The 16,793-nt window shown below is 60.7% G+C and carries 17 protein-coding genes; 6 read left to right on the top strand and 11 right to left on the bottom strand.

The genetic code is table 11. The features are described 5' to 3' along the window. Window positions 1-88: 88 nt before the first annotated feature. From G5229_RS18495 to G5229_RS18480, 4 genes are all read right to left on the bottom strand, one after another. Window positions 89-1,285 carry an ABC transporter permease gene (locus G5229_RS18495; RefSeq protein WP_421209979.1) on the bottom strand — a complete coding sequence of 399 codons (1,197 nt, stop codon included), beginning with the start codon at window positions 1,283-1,285 and terminating at the stop codon, window positions 89-91. After that, window positions 1,285-2,439: an ABC transporter permease gene (locus G5229_RS18490; RefSeq protein ID WP_368176300.1), complete on the bottom strand. Its 1,155-nt coding sequence runs from the start codon at window positions 2,437-2,439 to the stop codon at window positions 1,285-1,287. Before G5229_RS18490 ends, G5229_RS18495 begins: the two co-directional genes overlap by 1 nt. Continuing rightward, window positions 2,439-3,443: an HlyD family secretion protein gene (locus G5229_RS18485; protein ID WP_368176299.1), complete on the bottom strand. Its 1,005-nt coding sequence runs from the start codon at window positions 3,441-3,443 to the stop codon at window positions 2,439-2,441. The genes G5229_RS18490 and G5229_RS18485 overlap by 1 nt, the downstream gene beginning before the upstream one ends. A gap of 73 nt (window positions 3,444-3,516) precedes the next feature. Further along, window positions 3,517-4,914, bottom strand: coding sequence for a TolC family protein (locus tag G5229_RS18480; protein WP_368176298.1), 1,398 nt, complete (start codon window positions 4,912-4,914; stop codon window positions 3,517-3,519). 292 nt (window positions 4,915-5,206) lie between these two features. On the opposite strand from G5229_RS18480, the gene dusB reads away from it, so the two are divergent. From dusB to G5229_RS18450, 6 genes are all read left to right on the top strand, one after another. After that, entirely contained in the window at window positions 5,207-6,172 is a 966-nt protein-coding gene (gene dusB / locus G5229_RS18475) for a tRNA dihydrouridine synthase DusB (protein ID WP_019445016.1), read from the top strand. A gap of 26 nt (window positions 6,173-6,198) precedes the next feature. Then, window positions 6,199-6,495, top strand: a complete 297-nt coding sequence (gene fis / locus G5229_RS18470; RefSeq protein WP_005309538.1) for a DNA-binding transcriptional regulator Fis — start codon at window positions 6,199-6,201, stop codon at window positions 6,493-6,495. Window positions 6,496-6,607: 112 nt separating this feature from the next. Continuing rightward, window positions 6,608-7,489 carry a DMT family transporter gene (locus G5229_RS18465; protein WP_421209976.1) on the top strand — a complete coding sequence of 294 codons (882 nt, stop codon included), beginning with the start codon at window positions 6,608-6,610 and terminating at the stop codon, window positions 7,487-7,489. Between the two features lie 258 nt (window positions 7,490-7,747). Next, window positions 7,748-8,566, top strand: a complete 819-nt coding sequence (locus tag G5229_RS18460) for a DUF3100 domain-containing protein (RefSeq protein ID WP_005339140.1) — start codon at window positions 7,748-7,750, stop codon at window positions 8,564-8,566. After that, complete coding sequence (locus G5229_RS18455) at window positions 8,563-9,012, top strand: hypothetical protein (RefSeq protein WP_033114935.1); 450 nt, start codon at window positions 8,563-8,565, stop codon at window positions 9,010-9,012. The genes G5229_RS18460 and G5229_RS18455 overlap by 4 nt, the downstream gene beginning before the upstream one ends. Further along, window positions 9,012-10,196 (top strand): M20 metallopeptidase family protein, encoded by a 1,185-nt coding sequence (locus tag G5229_RS18450; protein WP_421209974.1) that lies wholly within the window; start codon window positions 9,012-9,014, stop codon window positions 10,194-10,196. The genes G5229_RS18455 and G5229_RS18450 overlap by 1 nt, the downstream gene beginning before the upstream one ends. A gap of 203 nt (window positions 10,197-10,399) precedes the next feature. Here the strand turns inward: G5229_RS18450 and G5229_RS18445 are convergent, their stop codons facing one another. The 7 genes from G5229_RS18445 to G5229_RS18415 all read right to left on the bottom strand — a co-directional run bounded on the left by G5229_RS18445 (window position 10,400) and on the right by G5229_RS18415 (window position 16,720). Next, window positions 10,400-11,359, bottom strand: coding sequence for a LysR substrate-binding domain-containing protein (locus G5229_RS18445; protein WP_421209972.1), 960 nt, complete (start codon window positions 11,357-11,359; stop codon window positions 10,400-10,402). A gap of 135 nt (window positions 11,360-11,494) precedes the next feature. Further along, entirely contained in the window at window positions 11,495-12,121 is a 627-nt protein-coding gene (locus G5229_RS18440) for a LysE family translocator (protein ID WP_421209970.1), read from the bottom strand. A 104-nt stretch (window positions 12,122-12,225) separates the two neighbouring features. Further along, window positions 12,226-12,720, bottom strand: a complete 495-nt coding sequence (gene ilvN, locus G5229_RS18435) for an acetolactate synthase small subunit (RefSeq protein WP_005311605.1) — start codon at window positions 12,718-12,720, stop codon at window positions 12,226-12,228. Between the two features lie 91 nt (window positions 12,721-12,811). Further along, on the bottom strand, window positions 12,812-14,530 hold the full coding sequence (locus G5229_RS18430; RefSeq protein ID WP_421209968.1) for an acetolactate synthase 3 large subunit: 1,719 nt from the start codon (window positions 14,528-14,530) through the stop codon (window positions 12,812-12,814). A 390-nt stretch (window positions 14,531-14,920) separates the two neighbouring features. After that, window positions 14,921-15,073, bottom strand: coding sequence for a hypothetical protein (locus tag G5229_RS18425; RefSeq protein WP_005341188.1), 153 nt, complete (start codon window positions 15,071-15,073; stop codon window positions 14,921-14,923). A 37-nt stretch (window positions 15,074-15,110) separates the two neighbouring features. Beyond that, the gene (locus G5229_RS18420; protein WP_101531313.1) at window positions 15,111-16,220 is read right to left on the bottom strand and encodes an MJ1255/VC2487 family glycosyltransferase; all 1,110 of its coding nucleotides are present in this window, start codon (window positions 16,218-16,220) and stop codon (window positions 15,111-15,113) included. After that, window positions 16,217-16,720, bottom strand: coding sequence for a phosphatase PAP2 family protein (locus G5229_RS18415; protein ID WP_005358196.1), 504 nt, complete (start codon window positions 16,718-16,720; stop codon window positions 16,217-16,219). Before G5229_RS18415 ends, G5229_RS18420 begins: the two co-directional genes overlap by 4 nt. Window positions 16,721-16,793: the final 73 nt, after the last annotated feature.

Below are 16,793 nucleotides of genomic sequence, written 5' to 3'. Positions count from 1 at the left end.
CCCACCACATAACAAAACGGTCAGCCCAAGGGCTGACCGTTTTCGCTTTACCGCACACACCATCTCACGGGCGCTTGCACCATCCCACTTAACCGGCGGTCGTCTCACTCTTTACGACCGGCTGACTGGCCACCGGCAGTGACTGCTGCCGCCAACGCAGCAACAGGCAGGTCAGCACACCGTAAAGCAGCGCCAGACCCCACAGCTGCCACCAGTAGCGGGAGACCTGCGCAAAGTCGGCCCCCATCTGGTTAAGGCGCAGAAAACCCTCGATGGCGGGGATAGTGGGCACCCACTGAGCCAGCCAGTTGAGAGGCGTAGGGATCAGCTCGAGCGGCCAGATAAAGCCCGCCAGAAAGACCAGCGGCAGGGAGGATATGAGTACCACCTGAGTGGGCAGATCCCGCCGGGTAAAGATCGCCCCCAGCACAATCCCGAACCAGCAGGTCGCCAGCAGGAACGGCAGGGCAAACAGCCAAAGCTGCACCGGATCTGCATGACGAGCGATATTGTAGTGATCGAAACAGAAGCCGAGGAAGTAGCTCACCGGCAGCAGGAACAACCCAGCCAGCACCAGGGTTCTGGCCAGCAGCAGCGGCAACACCGGCGCGCTTTGCCAGTAACCATGCTCGCCGCGGCAACTGCGCTGGTTCTGGGTCGCCCCCAGGATCCCCGCCCCCATCAGCAACACCTGATGGAGGATCAGCACGAACACCGCCGGCACCACGTAATTCACATAGCCCATGGTGGGGTTGAACACCGGTACCACGTTGAGGGCCACCGCATTCCAGCCCATGGCCGCTTGTGGCAGCGCCTCACCGTGACTCAACAGCCGCGCCACCTTCACCTGCGCGGCGAGAGTGCCACCGGCCTGCGCCAGCCCTTCGGCAATGGTGCCGTAGACCAGAAAGTAGGAGGCATCACCGGCATAACTCAGGGTGACGCTCTTGCCCTGCATCAGATCCCGATAGAAGTGGTTGGGGATGTGCAGGATCCCGCTCGCCTCCCCGGCCATCATCAGCTGGCGCGCCTCGGCCAGCGAATTGGCTCGCGCCACCAGCTTTACCTGCGGCGTGGCATCGGCCATAAACTCCAGCTGACGGGACAGCTGACTGTCATCGTCGTTGACCACCACCACCGCCTCTTCCCGCGGCAGCTGATGCAGATAGGGCTGGGGATAGAGAAACGAGTAGAAGATCACCCCGCCAAACAGGGTCAGCATGATGGCGCGATCCGCCAGCAGGGTGCGCAGTTCGAGGCGCAACAGATCGACAAATCCCAGCATCACTCAGGCTCCTTTTCGGCGCTCGCCACTGCGGCTGATTGACGGGCCAGCTCGGCCTGCTGCTTGTAACGACGTACCACCAGCAGTAGGGGGAGCAGGAACAACAGCAGCGCCCCCAGTTGCGGCAACGCCGATGCGACTGGCAGACCGTAGTTGCTCTGACCAATCTGCAGCTCGACATAATGAGAGACCGGCAACAGGCTGCGCCAGAAGCGGGCGAAATCCCCCATGGCGCTCACCGGAAAGGTGACGCCCATAAAGGCAAAACCGGGCGCAGTGTAAGCCCCCGCCAGCGACAGGGCACGGGCCGGATCCCGGATGATGCCGTAAAAGAAGGCTCCCATGGTGACGCAGGCGCCCGAGGCGAGCCCCAGACCCACCACCAGCACCAGCCAGCTGCCGTGCATGGGGTAGGAGAAGCCCTTGAACAGCAGCAGCGTCCAGACTATCCCCCAGCCCCAGCCAATCAGCACGTGGGGCAGCAGGGTGCGCCAGAGACCAAACCAGACACCGCGAGTGGTCCAGTCCAGCCCCAGCCGATCGGTACGGGCCAGCGCATTGAGGCCGAACAGCACCACCAGGATCTGCCACACCGCGGGCAGAATGGCGCTCAGCAGAAATTGGGCATAGCTGGAGTTGAGGTTATAGAGCGCAGTGACCTGACTGCTGATAGGCACCGACTGCCCGAGCGCGCCGGGCAGTGCCTTGCCCTCGGCCATCGCCTCCAGCACACCGACCTGACCGTTAAGGGTGCCTACCACCTGCGCCAGCGCCGAGTTGACCAGCTTGGCGATCAGGATGAACTGGCCGTTGTTGAACACTGTCACCTGCGGCTGGGTACCCCGGCGGGCATCCCGCTCCAGATGGTTGGGGATCACCACCAGCGCATAGATGTCGCCACCGCGCAGGGCGTGGGCACCGGCATCGATGGAGTCAAACTGATTGGCCACCTTGAGCCCGGCCGAGCCATCCAGCGAGAAGGCGAGCTGGCGCGACAGTACGCTTCGGTCGAGATCCACCAGCCCCACCTTGAGGTCGCGGGCCAGCCCTGCCGAGAAGATCCAGCAGAGGATCCCCATCAGCAGCAGCGGTACCCAGCTCATCAGGGCACGGCTGAACGGATCCTGCCACAGCAGCCGAAATTCACGTCCCATCAGAGTTCAACCAGCACACTCATGCCAACCCGCAGCCCCTCAACCGGTTGCAGCGGGCGAGCCTCCACCTGGAAGCTCTTCATATCGAAGCCCTGACGGGTATCGGTGGCACGCCAGGTGGCGAAATCCCCCATCACGGCCACATGGGTCACCTTGAAGCGCACCATCTGGTCGCCAAGGCCCGGGATGCGGGCATCAAACTCGGTATCCACGGTGAAACGGGGCAACAGATCTTCACGGATGTGGAACTGGGCCCAGGCATCGCTCATGTCGAGCAGCGTCACCACAGGGAAGCCTTGCGGCGCCAGCTCGCCGCTACGCAGCAGCACCTGACTCACTTCACCATTGTGGGGACTGGTGATGCGGGTGTCGGCCAGATAGGCCTCTACCTCAGCCACGGAACCCGCCGCCATTTTGGCCTTCTCGCGGGCGGCGATCTTGGTCTCTTCCCGCGCCCCTTCCAGCGCCATCTGGTACTGCTGCCACGCCATCCCTTCGCTGTAGCGGGCGGCTTGCCATGCGGTCCAGGCCTCATCGCGTTTTTGCAGCGGCATTACGCCGTCGCGGTGCAGGCTGGCAACCCGCTCATAGGTCTTGCCACGCAGCTGGGCGGCAGCCTTGGCTTTTTGCCACTGATCCTTGGCAGCGGCGATCTGTTGGGCACGGGCCCCCTTCTCCGCCTCTTGCGCCAGCGCACCCGCTGCGGCCTCACCGGCCTTGGCCTGGCTCAGCTTGGCTTCGATCTCGGGGCTCGCCAGGGTAAAGACCAGCTGATCCTTGGTCAGCTGATCGCCCTTTTTAACCAGCACCTCGTCGATGCGGCCCGGCACCTTGGAGGAGACCGAATATTGCTGCGCTTCAATCTGCCCTTGCAGATGCACCGGCTCGGGCTGATAGGCGAGCCAGAAGCGCCAGCCGAGCCAGACCACCAGGATCACCAGCACCAGCGGCAACAACAGCGGTTTACCCTGGCTCATCTTCTTTTTGATGGGGGGATGGCTCATCACTTCACCTCGACAAACGGGCGACCCTTGGCGGTCGAAACAGAGATAGAAAAAGGCACGGACTGGAGTGCGATCATGAGTTCACCTCGATCACCTGACCGTGCTGATATTGATTGAAACTGTTCATCTGGCCGGAGAGCGCCAGCAGGCGGGCCAGCGACACTACATATTGATAGGCCGCCGCCGCGCGCTGAGTCTTCACCCCCGCCAGCTGGTTCTGGGCATCCACCACATCAAGGGAGGTAGAGAGTCCCTGCCCGAAGGCCTTGTCCCGCAGTAGCACGTTCTCCTCTGCCAACGCCTGGGTGGAAGAGAGGGATTGATACTCCTCCAGCCCCTGCGCTGCTTCGCGCCAGGTCTTCTCCACCAGCAGCTTCAGATCATCGCGAGTCTTGGCCTGCAGCAGATTGACCTGCAGCTCGGCGCTCTTGGCTGCCTGCACCGTCTCGGAACGGCCATCGCGACTCACCAGCGGCATGCTGACACCCACCCCCACCAGCCAGTCCGGCGCGGTCTTGGAGGCGAGCGAATCATCTTCATAGAGGTTGTAGTTGCCGAACAGGAACACCTCGGGGGCATATTTGCCCTGCTCGACCCGGATCATCCCCTTGGCCTGCTCCTTCTTGGCAATGAGCAGCTTGAGACCGGGGTGCACCTCCAGGGTCTGGCTCACCAACCCCTCGAGGCGCGGCAGCTCCTTGTTGACGAACAGGCCGCTGCCCGGCTGGGCATTTGGCAACTTCAGCATGCGGCCGAGGGCCAGTTCGGCGATCTCGAGGCTGCGGCGCGCCTTCTGGGTATCGATGCGCGCTCTGTCATAGGCCGACTGGGCGGAGAGACGCTCCACCCTGGCTATCTGGCCCTGCGCTTCTAGCTTCTTGGCATGATCCAGATGGTGGGCCAGCCCCTCTTCGATCTCCTGTTTGGTCTGCACCACCTGAGCAGCCAGCACCACGCCGAAATAGGTCTGGGAGAGGCTCTCGAAAGTGGACTGCTCCTTGAGCACCAGCAGCTGTTGCGCCTCGCTCACCTGCGCCTGGCGGATATCCTGCGCCGCATCGATGCGACCACCGGCAAACAGCGGCCAGAGCATCTTGACCGAGCTGGTCACCACATTCTGTTTGGTCAGGGGGGTGACAAATGCGTTGGCTCCGACCCCGAACAGGCTGCCGAGTGCCAGGATCAGATCTTTCTGCTTGGCCAGCGGATTGAGATCGAGGGCATCAAGTTCAATCGGCTGATCAAGATGGGTATAGCTGGCCCCCAGATCCACCTTGGGCAGATACATATCCTTGGCCGCCTCGCGCAGCTGCTTGGCCCGATCGACCCCGGCCTGCTCGGCAGCCAGCCCTTCATCCTGCTGGATGACCCGGGTCCAGGCTTCGCCAAAACTGATGGTTTGCGCCTGCGCCGACCCCAGCACGGCCCCCATCAGACACGGCCAGAGTGATTTAATGAACCTTGACGTCATAGATCCCCAATCCGCTTTTGTTGCATAAATGTTTGGAGCATTTGCTCGATTTAAGCCAGCTATCATAACGCAAAGCGGGCCTGCAAGTGGACTGACAATTATGCAGGCGTCCGACCCGAATGGTACAGCGCTCACTCTCCGGCAATCTGGCCGTTTTTCAATAACTCCAGAATTTGCAAGCCTTGGCGCGACGTTTTTTTCAGAAAAAAATGGCTGACGCTCAAATACTAACCTTTTCTCCTGCCTAAAAAATGCGTAATATACGCCGCCCTAAGCCGATGGTAACCGTGGAATGCAGATAGGTCCCCACACGCTTGAAACTCCCTTGATTGTGGCTCCCATGGCCGGTGTAACTGACCGACCATTCCGTGAACTTTGTTTGCGATTGGGGGCTGGCATGGCCGTTTCCGAGATGCTGCTGGCCAACCCGGATGTCTGGGATACCCAGAAAACCCGGATGAGGATGGATCACTCTGCAGAAGGCGGATTGCGATCGGTCCAGATTGCCGGAGCCGACCCCGAGATGATGGCGTTTGCTGCCCGCTACAACGTGGAGCAGGGCGCACAGATCGTCGACATCAACATGGGATGTCCGGCAAAAAAAGTGAATAAGAAGTTGGCAGGTTCTGCCCTGCTGCGTGCCCCCGATCAGGTCAAAGCAATTTGCCGGGCCGTGGTGGATGCAGTGGAGGTGCCTGTCACCTTGAAGATCCGCACAGGATGGGATCCGGATAACCGCAATGGCGTGGAGATCGCCCGAATCGCCGAAGATTGCGGTATCGCGGCCCTTGCCGTGCATGGTCGTACCCGTGCATGCCTCTACAAGGGCGAAGCGGAGTACGACACGATCAGGGCGATTAAGCAGGCCGTATCGATTCCTGTTGTCGCCAATGGTGACATCAACAGCCCGGAGAAAGCCCGGTATGTCCTCGACTATACCGGTGTAGACGCCGTGATGATCGGCCGAGCTGCGCAAGGACGACCCTGGATTTTCCGGGAAATCCGTCATTTTCTTGAGACGGGCACCAAGCTGCCGCCTCCCGAGAGGGAAGAGGTTCGCACCCTGATGAACGAGCATGTAACCAACCTGCACCGGTTTTATGGTGCATATCTGGGAGCGCGCATAGCCCGTAAACACGTGGGCTGGTATCTGGATGAAGAAGAGACGGGCCGAGAATTCCGTAAGCACTTCAATGCCCTGGATTGCGCAGACGCGCAACTTGAGGCACTCGAAGCGTATTTCGATGGATTAGGTTAACAAGATAACTAAAGAGCCGACCGAATATGTTCGAACAAACCCTGACTTCTGATGCATTGGTAACAACTACTCACAATCACGCTGCCGAGCCGACCCAGCGCCCCCTGCGTGACTCTGTGCAACAGGCCCTGCGTAACTACCTGGCCCAGTTGAACGGTCAGGAAGTGATTGATCTGTACGATATGGTTCTCTCCGAAGTCGAAGCGCCGATGCTGGACGTGATCATGCAGTACACCCGTGGTAACCAGACTCGCGCTGCCGTGATGATGGGTATCAACCGTGGCACCCTGCGCAAGAAGCTCAAGCGTTACGGCATGAACTGATTGCTGGCCGCGAGCCGCGACGGCGGTTCAAGGCAGATGCGAAAGGCGTCAGGTAGCAATACCTGGCGCCTTTCCTTTATGCTCTCCCCTCCATTTCACCATGACGACCCCGATGAACCGCACTCCCCTGCTGCTGATGGTACTGGTCACCCTGCTGGCCGCCGCTGGCTGGCTCTTCTCGAAAGAGGCGATCCGCGAACTGCCCCCTGCCGCCTTTATCGGCAGCCGCTTCCTGCTGGCGGCGCTGCTGTTGCTCCCACTCGCCTGGCTGCGTGAACCGCCGCCGACCCGCGCCCAGCTGGTGCGCGCTGCCGGTTGCGGCACATTGCTCGGTGCCAGCCTGCTGCTGTGGGTCACCGCCATCAGCCAGAGCGATGCGCTGGGCAGCGGCGCATTTATCATGAGCGTCGCCACCCTGATGGCCCCGCTGGCCGCATGGGGAGCCTTTCGGGCCAAGCCCAGCCGCCACTACTGGCTCACCCTGCCCATCGCCATCGCCGGTTTGCTGCTGCTCTCCAGCAGTACCCACTGGGGCGTGTCGCTCTCGCTGTTCTGGTTTCTGGCGGCGGCCACCACCCTCGGCATCCAGCTTGCCGTCCATCGCCACTTCGCCCAATCCATTGCACCGACCTGGCTCACCTGTATCCAGCTGGCGATGACCGGCCTGCTCGGCACCCTGCTCTCCCTGCTGACCGAGCAGTGGCCCGAGGCTGGAGTCAGCCACGGCATCTGGGGCTGGTTTGCGGCGAGCGTCTTGATCGCCACCACATTGCGCTACTGGCTGCTCACCCATGCACTGAGCAAGATGACTACCGCTCACGCAGCCCTGATGATGCTGCTGGAACCGGTCTGGACGCTGATCCTGAGCACCCTCTTCTATAGCGAACCCCTCGGCGGCGCCAAACTGGCCGGAGCCGGACTGGTGCTCGGCGCCCTGGTGCTCTACCAACTGCCCCTGCTGCTGCGCAGTGCCCGCCTCAAAACGCCCGTCTGATACGCGTCACCGCCCTGCTGGGCGGTGTCACCATTTCCCTCCTGTTTGCGTATCTTGTCCAGCCAATGCTGACGTTCTGTTAACGGCATTTAACCCTTGGTATCCATAGGGTTAAAGGGCATACCCCATGAAAAAATGCCATATGGCCAGCTTGATGAAGGTCACATTCCTCCCCCGCGACCCTCCCTATCATGCCCCCATCATCGGTCTGGACAATCCTGACGATGGCCACACATGGGAATAACAAGAGAAAAGACTATGCAGCAAACCAGTCCCCTCAAGACGGTCACGGTCAGCATATTGGCAACCGCCATGCTGATCTTTGTGGCCCAGTACCTGATAGGCAAGCAGGAGATCAAGATAGGCATCGCCATCATTCCGATCCTGCCGATGCTCTTTGCCGTCATCATCGGCATGATTGTCTCCGCCAAACCGGTCAAGGATCGCATACCCGGCTGGAAGCAGCTCTTCACCGAGAAAGAAGAGGGCTTCTGCGGCAAGATGGTGGGCTTCAGCCTGCTGATCCTGGGTACCCAGTACGCGGGGATGATCATCCCCAACCTGAAGATGATCCTGAGCGTCGGCGTGCCGTTATTCCTGCAGGAGATCGGCAACCTGCTGCCAATCCTGATCGCCATTCCGCTGGCGGTGAAGTTCGGCTTTGGCCGCCGCGCCATCGGGGCCTGCTCCTCCATCAGCCGTGAGCCGTCCGTCGCGGTGATCCAGGGCAAGTTCGGTACCGGCTCCCAGGAGTACATCGGTGTGCTGGCCATCTACCTGTGCGGCTCCGTCATCGGCACCCTCTGGTTCAGCGTGCTGGGCAGTATCGCCCCGCTCACCGGTCTGCACCCGCTGGCGCTGGCCGCCGGTTCCGGCGTGGGCTCAGGCTCCATGCTGAGTGCCGCTTCCGGCGCCCTGATCAACGGTCTCGACGAAGCGCTGGCCCAGCAGGTGCTGAGTATCGCCGCCGCATCGAATCTGCTCTCCTCCGCCCTCGGCGCCCTCTCCCTCACCTATCTGGGTCTGCCGCTCGCTGAAAAAATCTATGCCCTGACTGCCAAAGGAGAGAAAGCATGAAAAGCATCGTAATGGATATGCGGTTCGTCTTTCTGGCGATCCTGCTGGCCATGTTTACCCAGACCCTGACTACCGGCACCCCGCTCTGGCTGATGGGCGACAGCTTCATCGCCATGTCGCTGGTGGTGTTCGCTTCGCTGATTGCCAAGCGCTATCTGCCCTCCTCCCTGCCGGCGTTTGCCTATGCCACCATCATCGGCATTCTCATCTGCCTGCCGGAGACCCCGGTGCGCGGCCTCTTCATTGACGCCGTCGCCAAGATCTCCTTCCTCTCCTGCTGCGTACCGCTGCTGGCCTTTGCCGGTCTCTCGGTGGGCGGTCAGCTGGAAGAGCTGAAGAAGATGTCCTGGAAAGTGATCCTGATCTTCATGATCGTCTCCACCTGCTGCTTCTTCGGCGCCTCACTAGTGGCCCAGCTCGGCTTCTCCATCCAAGGGATCATCTGATGAACAACATCCACATTGAACCGGCCCTGCTGGCCCTGCGCGACTTCAGTCAGGAAGTGCGCCACCATCTGCACACCATTCCGGAGGCTTCTGGCGTCGAGTTCAAGACATCGGCCTACTGCCGCGAGCTGATGACAGGCTTTGGCTACCGTCTCACCGACTACCCAGGCTTCACCGGTTTCCACGGCGATCTGGTAGTTGATCCTGTGCTGCCGACCATCGCCTTCCGTGCCGACATGGATGGCCTCGAGATGCACGACATGAGCGAGGTTGCGTTCAAGTCGACCCACGAGGGAATGGCCCACAACTGCGGTCACGACTCCCATATGGCGATCGCCCTGACCGCAGCCAAGTTTCTGGCCGCCAACCGCGATCGCCTGCAGTACAACGTCCGCTTTATCTTCCAGATGGCGGAAGAGGATATGCGGGTGCCGGGCGCCGAGAAGATGGTTGAACTGGGCTGCATGAAGGGGGTAGACGAGGTCTATGCCCTCCATAACGACGGCGCCATGGAGACCGGCACCATCAAGTTCAACCACGGTGTCATGTCCTCCTGGGGCTCCGCCTGGACGCTGGATGTGCACGGTATCTCCGCCCACGGCTCGACCCCCCACAAGGGGCTGGATGCCATCCGTGAAGCGGTGCGGATCATCGAGGACATGGACTACATCGTCGCCAAGCGCACCAGTCCGTTCAGCCCGGCGGTATTTGGCTGCGGCATGATCAACGGCGGCACCATCCCCAATGCCATCGCCGACCATGTGCAGGCGCGCGGCACCATCCGAGCCATGGATGCCGAGACCGACCAGATCCTGAAGAACAGCTTCAAGGAGATCGTGGCCCAGAGCGAACTGCGCGGCTTCAAGACCAAGATGGTCTATGCCGGATATCCGGCGGTGGAGAACCACTCCGATGCCTGCGCCCGTCTGCTGCAAGCGGCCGCCGACGTATTACCCTCTGAGGGGATCAACGCTCAGGGTCAACCCATGACCGGCAGCGAGGATTTCAGCTACATGGTCAACGCCTGCCGTGGCCGCAAGGGAGCCATGTTCTTCCTCGGCAGCGGCTGTCAGGCCAAGGGGATCTGCAACTATCTGCATGCGAATCCCTACTATCTGGATGACGACTGCCTGTTAGTGGGAGCCCAGATCTTTATCAATCTGGCCACGACTAAAAGCGCCTGACAGGCCAAGGGATTTGCAACTACCTGCATCAGGTCAAATCCCCTACTACCTGGATGACGACTGCCTGCTGGTCGGAGCCCAGATCTTTATCAATCTGGCGACCCGCAGCGCTTAATCCCGCATACCGATAAAACCAGAAGAGAGGCCAAGGCCTCTCTTTTTTATCTCTGTATTTTTGCTCTGTACGCGGCAGCCCCCAGCGGCTAGAGCCACGGCAACTCCGCCATATTGGCAGTCGGTGGCTGATTGATCAGATGAAGTTGCACCGTCTCCCGGCTGATATGGGGGGCGTAGAGGTGGATAAAGTCGTACATGTAGTCACGCAAATGGGCATGCTTGCGCAGGCAGATGTGGGTGGCACTCGAGGCGATCAGGTGGTCGATGTTGAGGCTCACCAGAGCCTCCCTGTCCCCCTCGTCGAAGGCCACGCTTGCAATCACCCCGACCCCCATACCAAGCCGGACGTAGTGCTTGATCACGTCGGTGTCGGTGGCGGTCAGCACGGTTTTCGGCGAAAGGCCGTGACGGCTGAAGGCCTTATCCATCTTGGATCGGCCGGTAAAGCCGAACACATAGGTGATGAGGGGATAGCGGGCCAGATCCGCCATCGAGAGCGGCTGGCAGTCGATCAACGGATGACCGTGCGGCACCACTACGCTGCGCCCCCAACGATAGCAGGGCACCGCGGCCAGCTCGTCGAACAGATACATGGACTCGGTGGCGATCGCCATATCTACATCGCCGCTTTGCACCATCTGGGCCAGTTGGGCAGGCGCCCCCTGATGGAGCTGAATCGCCACGTCAGGGTAGCGACGACTGAACTCGGTGATCACCGCTGGCAGCTTGTAGCGCGCCTGGGTGTGGGTGGTGGCGATACGCAGCACCCCGCTGGTGGCCAGCTGCTCCCCGAGCGACAGCTGGTTGATCTGCTCCACCTGTGCCACCACCCCCTTGGCCAGCTCCATCACCTGCTCGCCTGCGCTGGTCAAGCCGACCAGATTCTTCCCCTTGCGGGTAAAGAGGGCGAGCCCCAGCTCATCTTCCAGCATCTTCATCTGCTTGCTGAGGGTTGGCTGGGAGGTGTAGAGCTTCTCCGCCGTCGCCGAGATGTTGAAGTTGTTCTTCACAATCTCGGTAAAGTTCTTGAGCCGGGCGATGTTCATCTGGGCAAGGGATCTCGCTGCTGCGGCCAGTGGGGCTGACCTGAAAAAGAGAGAGCGGGGCTGGCCCCGCAGCTGACTGCCGACCATACCACAGCGCGGTGCACGATAATCTGCCTCAGGTCAGAAAGCAGCGAGCTAGTCGCTGGCGAGCTTGATCCCTAGCCCGACAAACAGGGTGCCAATGCCCCGGTTGAGCCAGCGACCAAGACGCTGTGACAACCGTACCCTGTGGCTGGCATAGACGGTGGTAAAGACCAGCAAGTGACACCAGATGATGCCGCCCAGGTTGAAGATGCAACCAAGCAGGATAAAGGCGAGCGCCTTGTCGGGGGCATCCGGTGCGATGAACTGGGGCACGAAGGCGAGGAAAAAGAGCGCGACCTTGGGGTTGAGCACATTGGTCAGCACACCCTGCCGGTAAATCTGGCCATAGGATAGGGCGGGCAAGGTGAGCCCTCTCTCCATGGAACCCGTTGCTTGCTGGCGCAGCAGGGAGAACCCCAGATAGATCAGGTAGATGGCGCCAGCCAGCTTGATAAGGGCAAACAGCTCGGCCGAGGCACTGAGCAGGGCCGACAGACCGAGGGCCGCCGCCAACACATGCACCATGACACCAGTGCCGATGCCAAGGGTCGCGACCGAACCGGCACGCCACCCTTGCGAACCGCTGCGCAGCATAACCAGCAGGGAGTCGGGTCCCGGCATGATGTTGAGCAGCAGCCCCGAGACCATAAACAGAGCAAGATCATGAATACCGAACATCACCCCTCCCATCATAAAGAAAAACCAAACAAAGAGGGCTCCGCAGAGCCCTCTTTCCTTTCACTCTGCGGCAGCTGACGAGTCATCAGCTGTCCCGCCAGCCATCAAGGCCGCAGCGCCTTGTCCGCCCGCGAGATACCGCAGACGCCGGAGCGCACCACTTCGATGATCTCGTTGGTCTGGGCGGCAGTCTTGATAAAGGCATCCAGCTTCTCGCTGGTGCCCACCAGCTGCACCGTGTACTGCTCGGGGGTGACGTCGACGATCTGGCCACGGAAGATATCCGCCAGCCGTTTCAGCTCGTCACGGGCCCCACCGGCGGCGCGCGCCTTGACTAGCGCGATCTCCCGCTCGATATGCTCCCCTTCGCTCAAATCGCACACTTTGAGCACATCCACCAGCTTGTGCAGTTGCTTCTGGATCTGCTCCAGCACCCGCTCGTCACCCATGGTGACTATGGTCATGCGCGACAGAGTGGGATCCTCGGTCGGTGCCACCGTCAGGGTCTCGATGTTGTAGCCGCGCTGGGAGAAGAGACCCACCACGCGGCTCAGGGCGCCGGATTCGTTCTCCAGCAGTACCGAAATGATATGCCTCATGATATTTCCCCCGCCTTGCTCAGCCACATCTCGTCCTTGATGGAACCAAACTTGAGCTCCTTGAGCACGACCGAAATAATATGTTCCATCGTCAGGTTCTCTCCGTCTTGCTCAGCCACATCTCATCCATGGCGCCAAACTTGATCTGCATCGGATAGACGTGCTCATCCGGGTCGACCGAGATATCCATGAACACCAGCCGCTCCTTCATGGCGAAGGCCTTCTCCATGGCGCTCTCCAGCTCGGCCGGATCGCTCACCGCGATGCCGACGTGGCCGTAGGCTTCCGCCAGTTTGACGAAGTCCGGCAGGGACTCCATGTAGGAGTGGCTGTGACGGCCGCCGTAGAACATCTTCTGCCACTGCTTGACCATGCCCAGCGCACGGTTGTTTATGGAGATGATCTTGATGGGCACCCCGTACTGCATGCAGGTAGAGAGCTCCTGAATATTCATCTGCACCGAGCCGTCGCCGGTGACGCAGCAGACCACCGCATCCGGGTTGGCAAACTGGGCCCCCATGGCGGCCGGAATGCCGAATCCCATAGTGCCGAGGCCCCCCGAGTTTATCCACTGGCGCGGTTTGGCAAACGGGTAGTAGAGGGCAGCAAACATCTGGTGCTGGCCCACGTCGGAGGCAACGAACGCCTGACCCTGAGTCACCTTGTAGAGGGTCTCGATCACCTGTTGCGGCTTGATCTGGGTGGACGATTTTTCGTAGGCTAGACAGTGACGGGAGCGCCACTGATTGATCTGGTTCCACCAGTCCGCCAGCGCCTCCTTGTCGTTATCGAAGCCACACTCGCGGATCACTTCCAGCATCTGCTCCAGCACGGTTTCCACCGAGCCGACGATAGGCACATGGGCCTGCACCGTCTTGGAGATGGAGGTGGGGTCGATATCGATATGGACCACGGTCGCATTGGGGCAGAACTTGGCCACGTTGTTGGTGACGCGGTCATCGAAGCGGGCACCCACGGCAAAGATGAGATCCGCGTTGTGCATGGTCTTGTTGGCTTCGAAGGTGCCGTGCATCCCCAGCATGCCGATAAATTGCGGATGGACACCGGAGAAAGCCCCCAGCCCCATCAGGGTGGTGGTCACCGGCAGGTTCAGCAGCTCCGCCAGCTTGGTCACCAGATGGTCCGCATTGGCGTTGATAGCGCCGCCGCCCACGTACATCACCGGGCGCTGGGCTTCTACCAGCAGCTTGGCAGCCCGCTTGATCTGCCCTTTATGACCAGACTTGGTCGGGTTGTAGGAGCGCAGGGAGACTGTCTCGGGATACTGGTAGGGGAATTTTTCTTTCGGGTTCTGCACATCTTTGGGCAGATCCACCACCACCGGCCCCGGGCGGCCGCTGGCGGCAATGTAGTAGGCCTTCTTGATGGCCTCAGGGATATCGCTCGCCTTCTTGCACAGGAAGCTGTGCTTCACCACCGGGCGGGAGATACCGATCATGTCGGTCTCCTGGAACGCATCCTCACCGATCATGCTGGTCGGCACCTGGCCGGAGAGGATCACCAGCGGAATGGAATCCATATAGGCGGTGGCAATACCGGTAATGCAGTTGGTCGCTCCCGGGCCTGACGTTACCAGCACTGTCCCCACCTTGCCGGTGGAACGGGCGTAACCGTCCGCCATGTGAACCGCGGCTTGCTCGTGCCGCACCAAGACATGCTCCATCTTGCCGTTTTCGAAGAGAGCGTCATAGATGTCGAGCACTGAGCCACCAGGGTAGCCGAAGACGTGCTCAACTCCCTGATCTTCCAGCGCTCTAACCACCATCTGGGCGCCTGATAACATCTCCATGATAAAGCCCTCCAGGCTTTGCTCCGTTTAGCGAATCCCGCCGACGATGCCGTGCTTCCCGGCACAGCCCGATCAGTTTCTTGTTGTTATCTGAATGCAGATCGGTCCAATTCAGCCCCGTCGACAGTAGAAAAAAAGGATTTTTCCGTCATTCACACGAAAATAGGGTGAAAAACCAACTTAACCCGCTTCATAACGCTTGTCCACGGCTTTATCTGACCAGAACAGTCATACATTTCAACCGGCTATTAACATTCAATGACTTGCCGCAGCGACCATGAGACAAAAGGGAAGGAAGTCGGGGAATGGCCAGCGGATCATTCCGCTGAGGGGGAAAACAGCCACAAAAAAGCCCACCGTTCAGCGGTGGGCTTGATGCCGGATGATGACTCAGTTGTCCTGATCCGGCTCCGCCAACCAGATCTGCTGATCCGGATCTGTCTCTTCACTGACCGAAATGCTGACACCCATATCGAGCAACTCGTGCAGGGTGAGATTGTCAGCCAGGTTCATGACTTCGCCGTTTTCATTGGTAAAGCGCATTTGCTCCGTCCTCTCCTTGGTGGGATCGCCTTTCAGTCTAGTCAACAACGCTCACTTGCGATAACCAGCAACTGGATAAACAGTCGCCCCCATCCAGCTCGCTCAGGCGATCACTTACCTCCTCCGGAAACAGAGTGCGCGCCCAGAGCCGCCGTGACAGAGAGGCCACGCTCTCGTCAGCGCCCGCCGCCAGCCAGCGGGCCAGCTCCCCCGCTACATCGGGGTAGCAAACCGCCCCCGGCGAGGCGCTGTCGAGCCAGGTGCGCACCAGATTGGCATCGAGCACATCCATCAGGGTCGCCAGTCCCATCATCTCGAGGGTCTTGCCGTTGGTCAGCTGCTCGAACTGGCCGCCGAGGGGCTTGACCAGCAGCTTCTTGCCGAGGGTGAGTGCCTCGGAAGCCAGCTCGAAACCCGCGTTGGAGATGACGCCGCGACAACCGGCCAGCACGGCGATAAACCCGTGCCGCGATGGCGGTTCGAAGCGCAGGTTGCGCCACTGGCTGGGGGTGCGAATGGCGGGGTGAAAGCAGACGAAGCGCTGCTGGCCAAAGCGCGACAACAGGGCAGCGATCGCCTCGGTTTGCTCGAACGGCAGATAGACCAGGATCTCGCCGTTATCCGGTGCGGCGGTGATGGGGTCGATCACCGGCGGCAGCAAAGGGTGACCGAAGTGAAACCAGTGCAGCCCGAGCGGCTGATCCACCGGGGCAAAGTGGCGCATCAGCTGGCGGCTGACCCCATCCTCCCCCCAACGCGGGATGGGCCAGTTGAAGCTGGCCTGATGGCTGACGGTGAGGCTCGGCTTGCCATAGCGGCGGGCGGCGTGGGCGGTCAACGGCTCAAAATCGCTCACCACCAGATCGTATTCGCTGCAATCGAGAGCCCGCAGATCCCGCCAGAAGGTGAGCGGCGAGGCGGCTTGCAGGGTGCGCCACGGAGAAACGCGCCCCTCGTGACTGACAAAAGTTAGGCCGGGAAAGGCGCGGTAGGCGCCAAACTCTTCCATGTCGAAGTAGCGGTCGGCAGGGCGGCCGCTGAAGAGATAATCCACCTCGACCCCTGCCGTACGCAGCGCCCGCGCCAAAGTGCGACTGCGACTGATATGACCGTTGCCGGTGCCTTGCACCCCAAACAGTATCCTCATGAGTGGCTCCAGCTGAGCGCCAGCACGGCGCAACCGCCACCCAGCAGGGCACCGGCAACCAGATCGCTCAGGTAGTGTACCCCGAGCAGCAACCGGGATGCCCCCACCAGCGCCGCCCAGCCAAACAGCAGGGGCGCCCAGAGCGGAAAGCCGGTGGCCAGTATGGTGGCCATCAGAAAAGCGGCGGCGGTGTGGCCGGAGGGGAGACTGTAACGATCGGAAGGAGTGATAAAGACCGGCAAGCCGACCGGCCGTTGCCGTTTCAGGCTGTTTTTCAGCAGCAGATAGAGGGGCAGTTCGATGGCGAAGGCTAGCAGCGCCAGTCGCACCAGCTCCCGCTCTGCCTCCCCCTGCCACCAGAGCAGGGCGGCCAGCACGGCGTAAAGCGGGCCATCGCCGGTGCGGGAAATGAGACGACTCACCCTCGCCTGCTGCCGGTTGTAGCCGTGAAGCAGGCAGACCCGGCACACCTGCAGGTCCCATTGCTGGATCTTGTTCATATCCCCTCCTTCCCTGAATTCTGCTTGCAGAGTAAGAAAGCGGGATGACGTTACGTTGAACAAGGGATAACAG

The organism is Aeromonas sp. 602396, from assembly GCF_049173735.1.
GTDB classification, from domain to species: Bacteria; Pseudomonadota; Gammaproteobacteria; order Enterobacterales; family Aeromonadaceae; genus Aeromonas; species Aeromonas veronii_A.
The sequence above is the reverse complement of the archived record's forward strand: the minus strand, read 5'-3'. Positions and strand labels throughout refer to the sequence as shown.

What these genes read in the sequence shown, in the direction of transcription:
- G5229_RS18460 (WP_005339140.1), top strand. Translation starts at nt 7,748, where the DNA reads ATGCAGCAAACCAGTCCCCTCAAGACGGTCACGGTCAGCATATTGGCA.
- ilvN (WP_005311605.1), bottom strand. Translation starts at nt 12,720, where the DNA reads ATGAGGCATATCATTTCGGTACTGCTGGAGAACGAATCCGGCGCCCTG.
- G5229_RS18495 (WP_421209979.1), bottom strand. Translation starts at nt 1,285, where the DNA reads ATGCTGGGATTTGTCGATCTGTTGCGCCTCGAACTGCGCACCCTGCTG.
- G5229_RS18485 (WP_368176299.1), bottom strand. Translation starts at nt 3,443, where the DNA reads ATGAGCCATCCCCCCATCAAAAAGAAGATGAGCCAGGGTAAACCGCTG.
- G5229_RS18490 (WP_368176300.1), bottom strand. Translation starts at nt 2,439, where the DNA reads ATGGGACGTGAATTTCGGCTGCTGTGGCAGGATCCGTTCAGCCGTGCC.
- G5229_RS18465 (WP_421209976.1), top strand. Translation starts at nt 6,608, where the DNA reads ATGAACCGCACTCCCCTGCTGCTGATGGTACTGGTCACCCTGCTGGCC.
- G5229_RS18425 (WP_005341188.1), bottom strand. Translation starts at nt 15,073, where the DNA reads ATGCGCTTTACCAATGAAAACGGCGAAGTCATGAACCTGGCTGACAAT.
- G5229_RS18420 (WP_101531313.1), bottom strand. Translation starts at nt 16,220, where the DNA reads ATGAGGATACTGTTTGGGGTGCAAGGCACCGGCAACGGTCATATCAGT.
- G5229_RS18480 (WP_368176298.1), bottom strand. Translation starts at nt 4,914, where the DNA reads ATGACGTCAAGGTTCATTAAATCACTCTGGCCGTGTCTGATGGGGGCC.
- G5229_RS18415 (WP_005358196.1), bottom strand. Translation starts at nt 16,720, where the DNA reads ATGAACAAGATCCAGCAATGGGACCTGCAGGTGTGCCGGGTCTGCCTG.
- G5229_RS18440 (WP_421209970.1), bottom strand. Translation starts at nt 12,121, where the DNA reads ATGTTCGGTATTCATGATCTTGCTCTGTTTATGGTCTCGGGGCTGCTG.
- fis (WP_005309538.1), top strand. Translation starts at nt 6,199, where the DNA reads ATGTTCGAACAAACCCTGACTTCTGATGCATTGGTAACAACTACTCAC.
- G5229_RS18430 (WP_421209968.1), bottom strand. Translation starts at nt 14,530, where the DNA reads ATGGAGATGTTATCAGGCGCCCAGATGGTGGTTAGAGCGCTGGAAGAT.
- dusB (WP_019445016.1), top strand. Translation starts at nt 5,207, where the DNA reads ATGCAGATAGGTCCCCACACGCTTGAAACTCCCTTGATTGTGGCTCCC.
- G5229_RS18450 (WP_421209974.1), top strand. Translation starts at nt 9,012, where the DNA reads ATGAACAACATCCACATTGAACCGGCCCTGCTGGCCCTGCGCGACTTC.
- G5229_RS18445 (WP_421209972.1), bottom strand. Translation starts at nt 11,359, where the DNA reads ATGAACATCGCCCGGCTCAAGAACTTTACCGAGATTGTGAAGAACAAC.
- G5229_RS18455 (WP_033114935.1), top strand. Translation starts at nt 8,563, where the DNA reads ATGAAAAGCATCGTAATGGATATGCGGTTCGTCTTTCTGGCGATCCTG.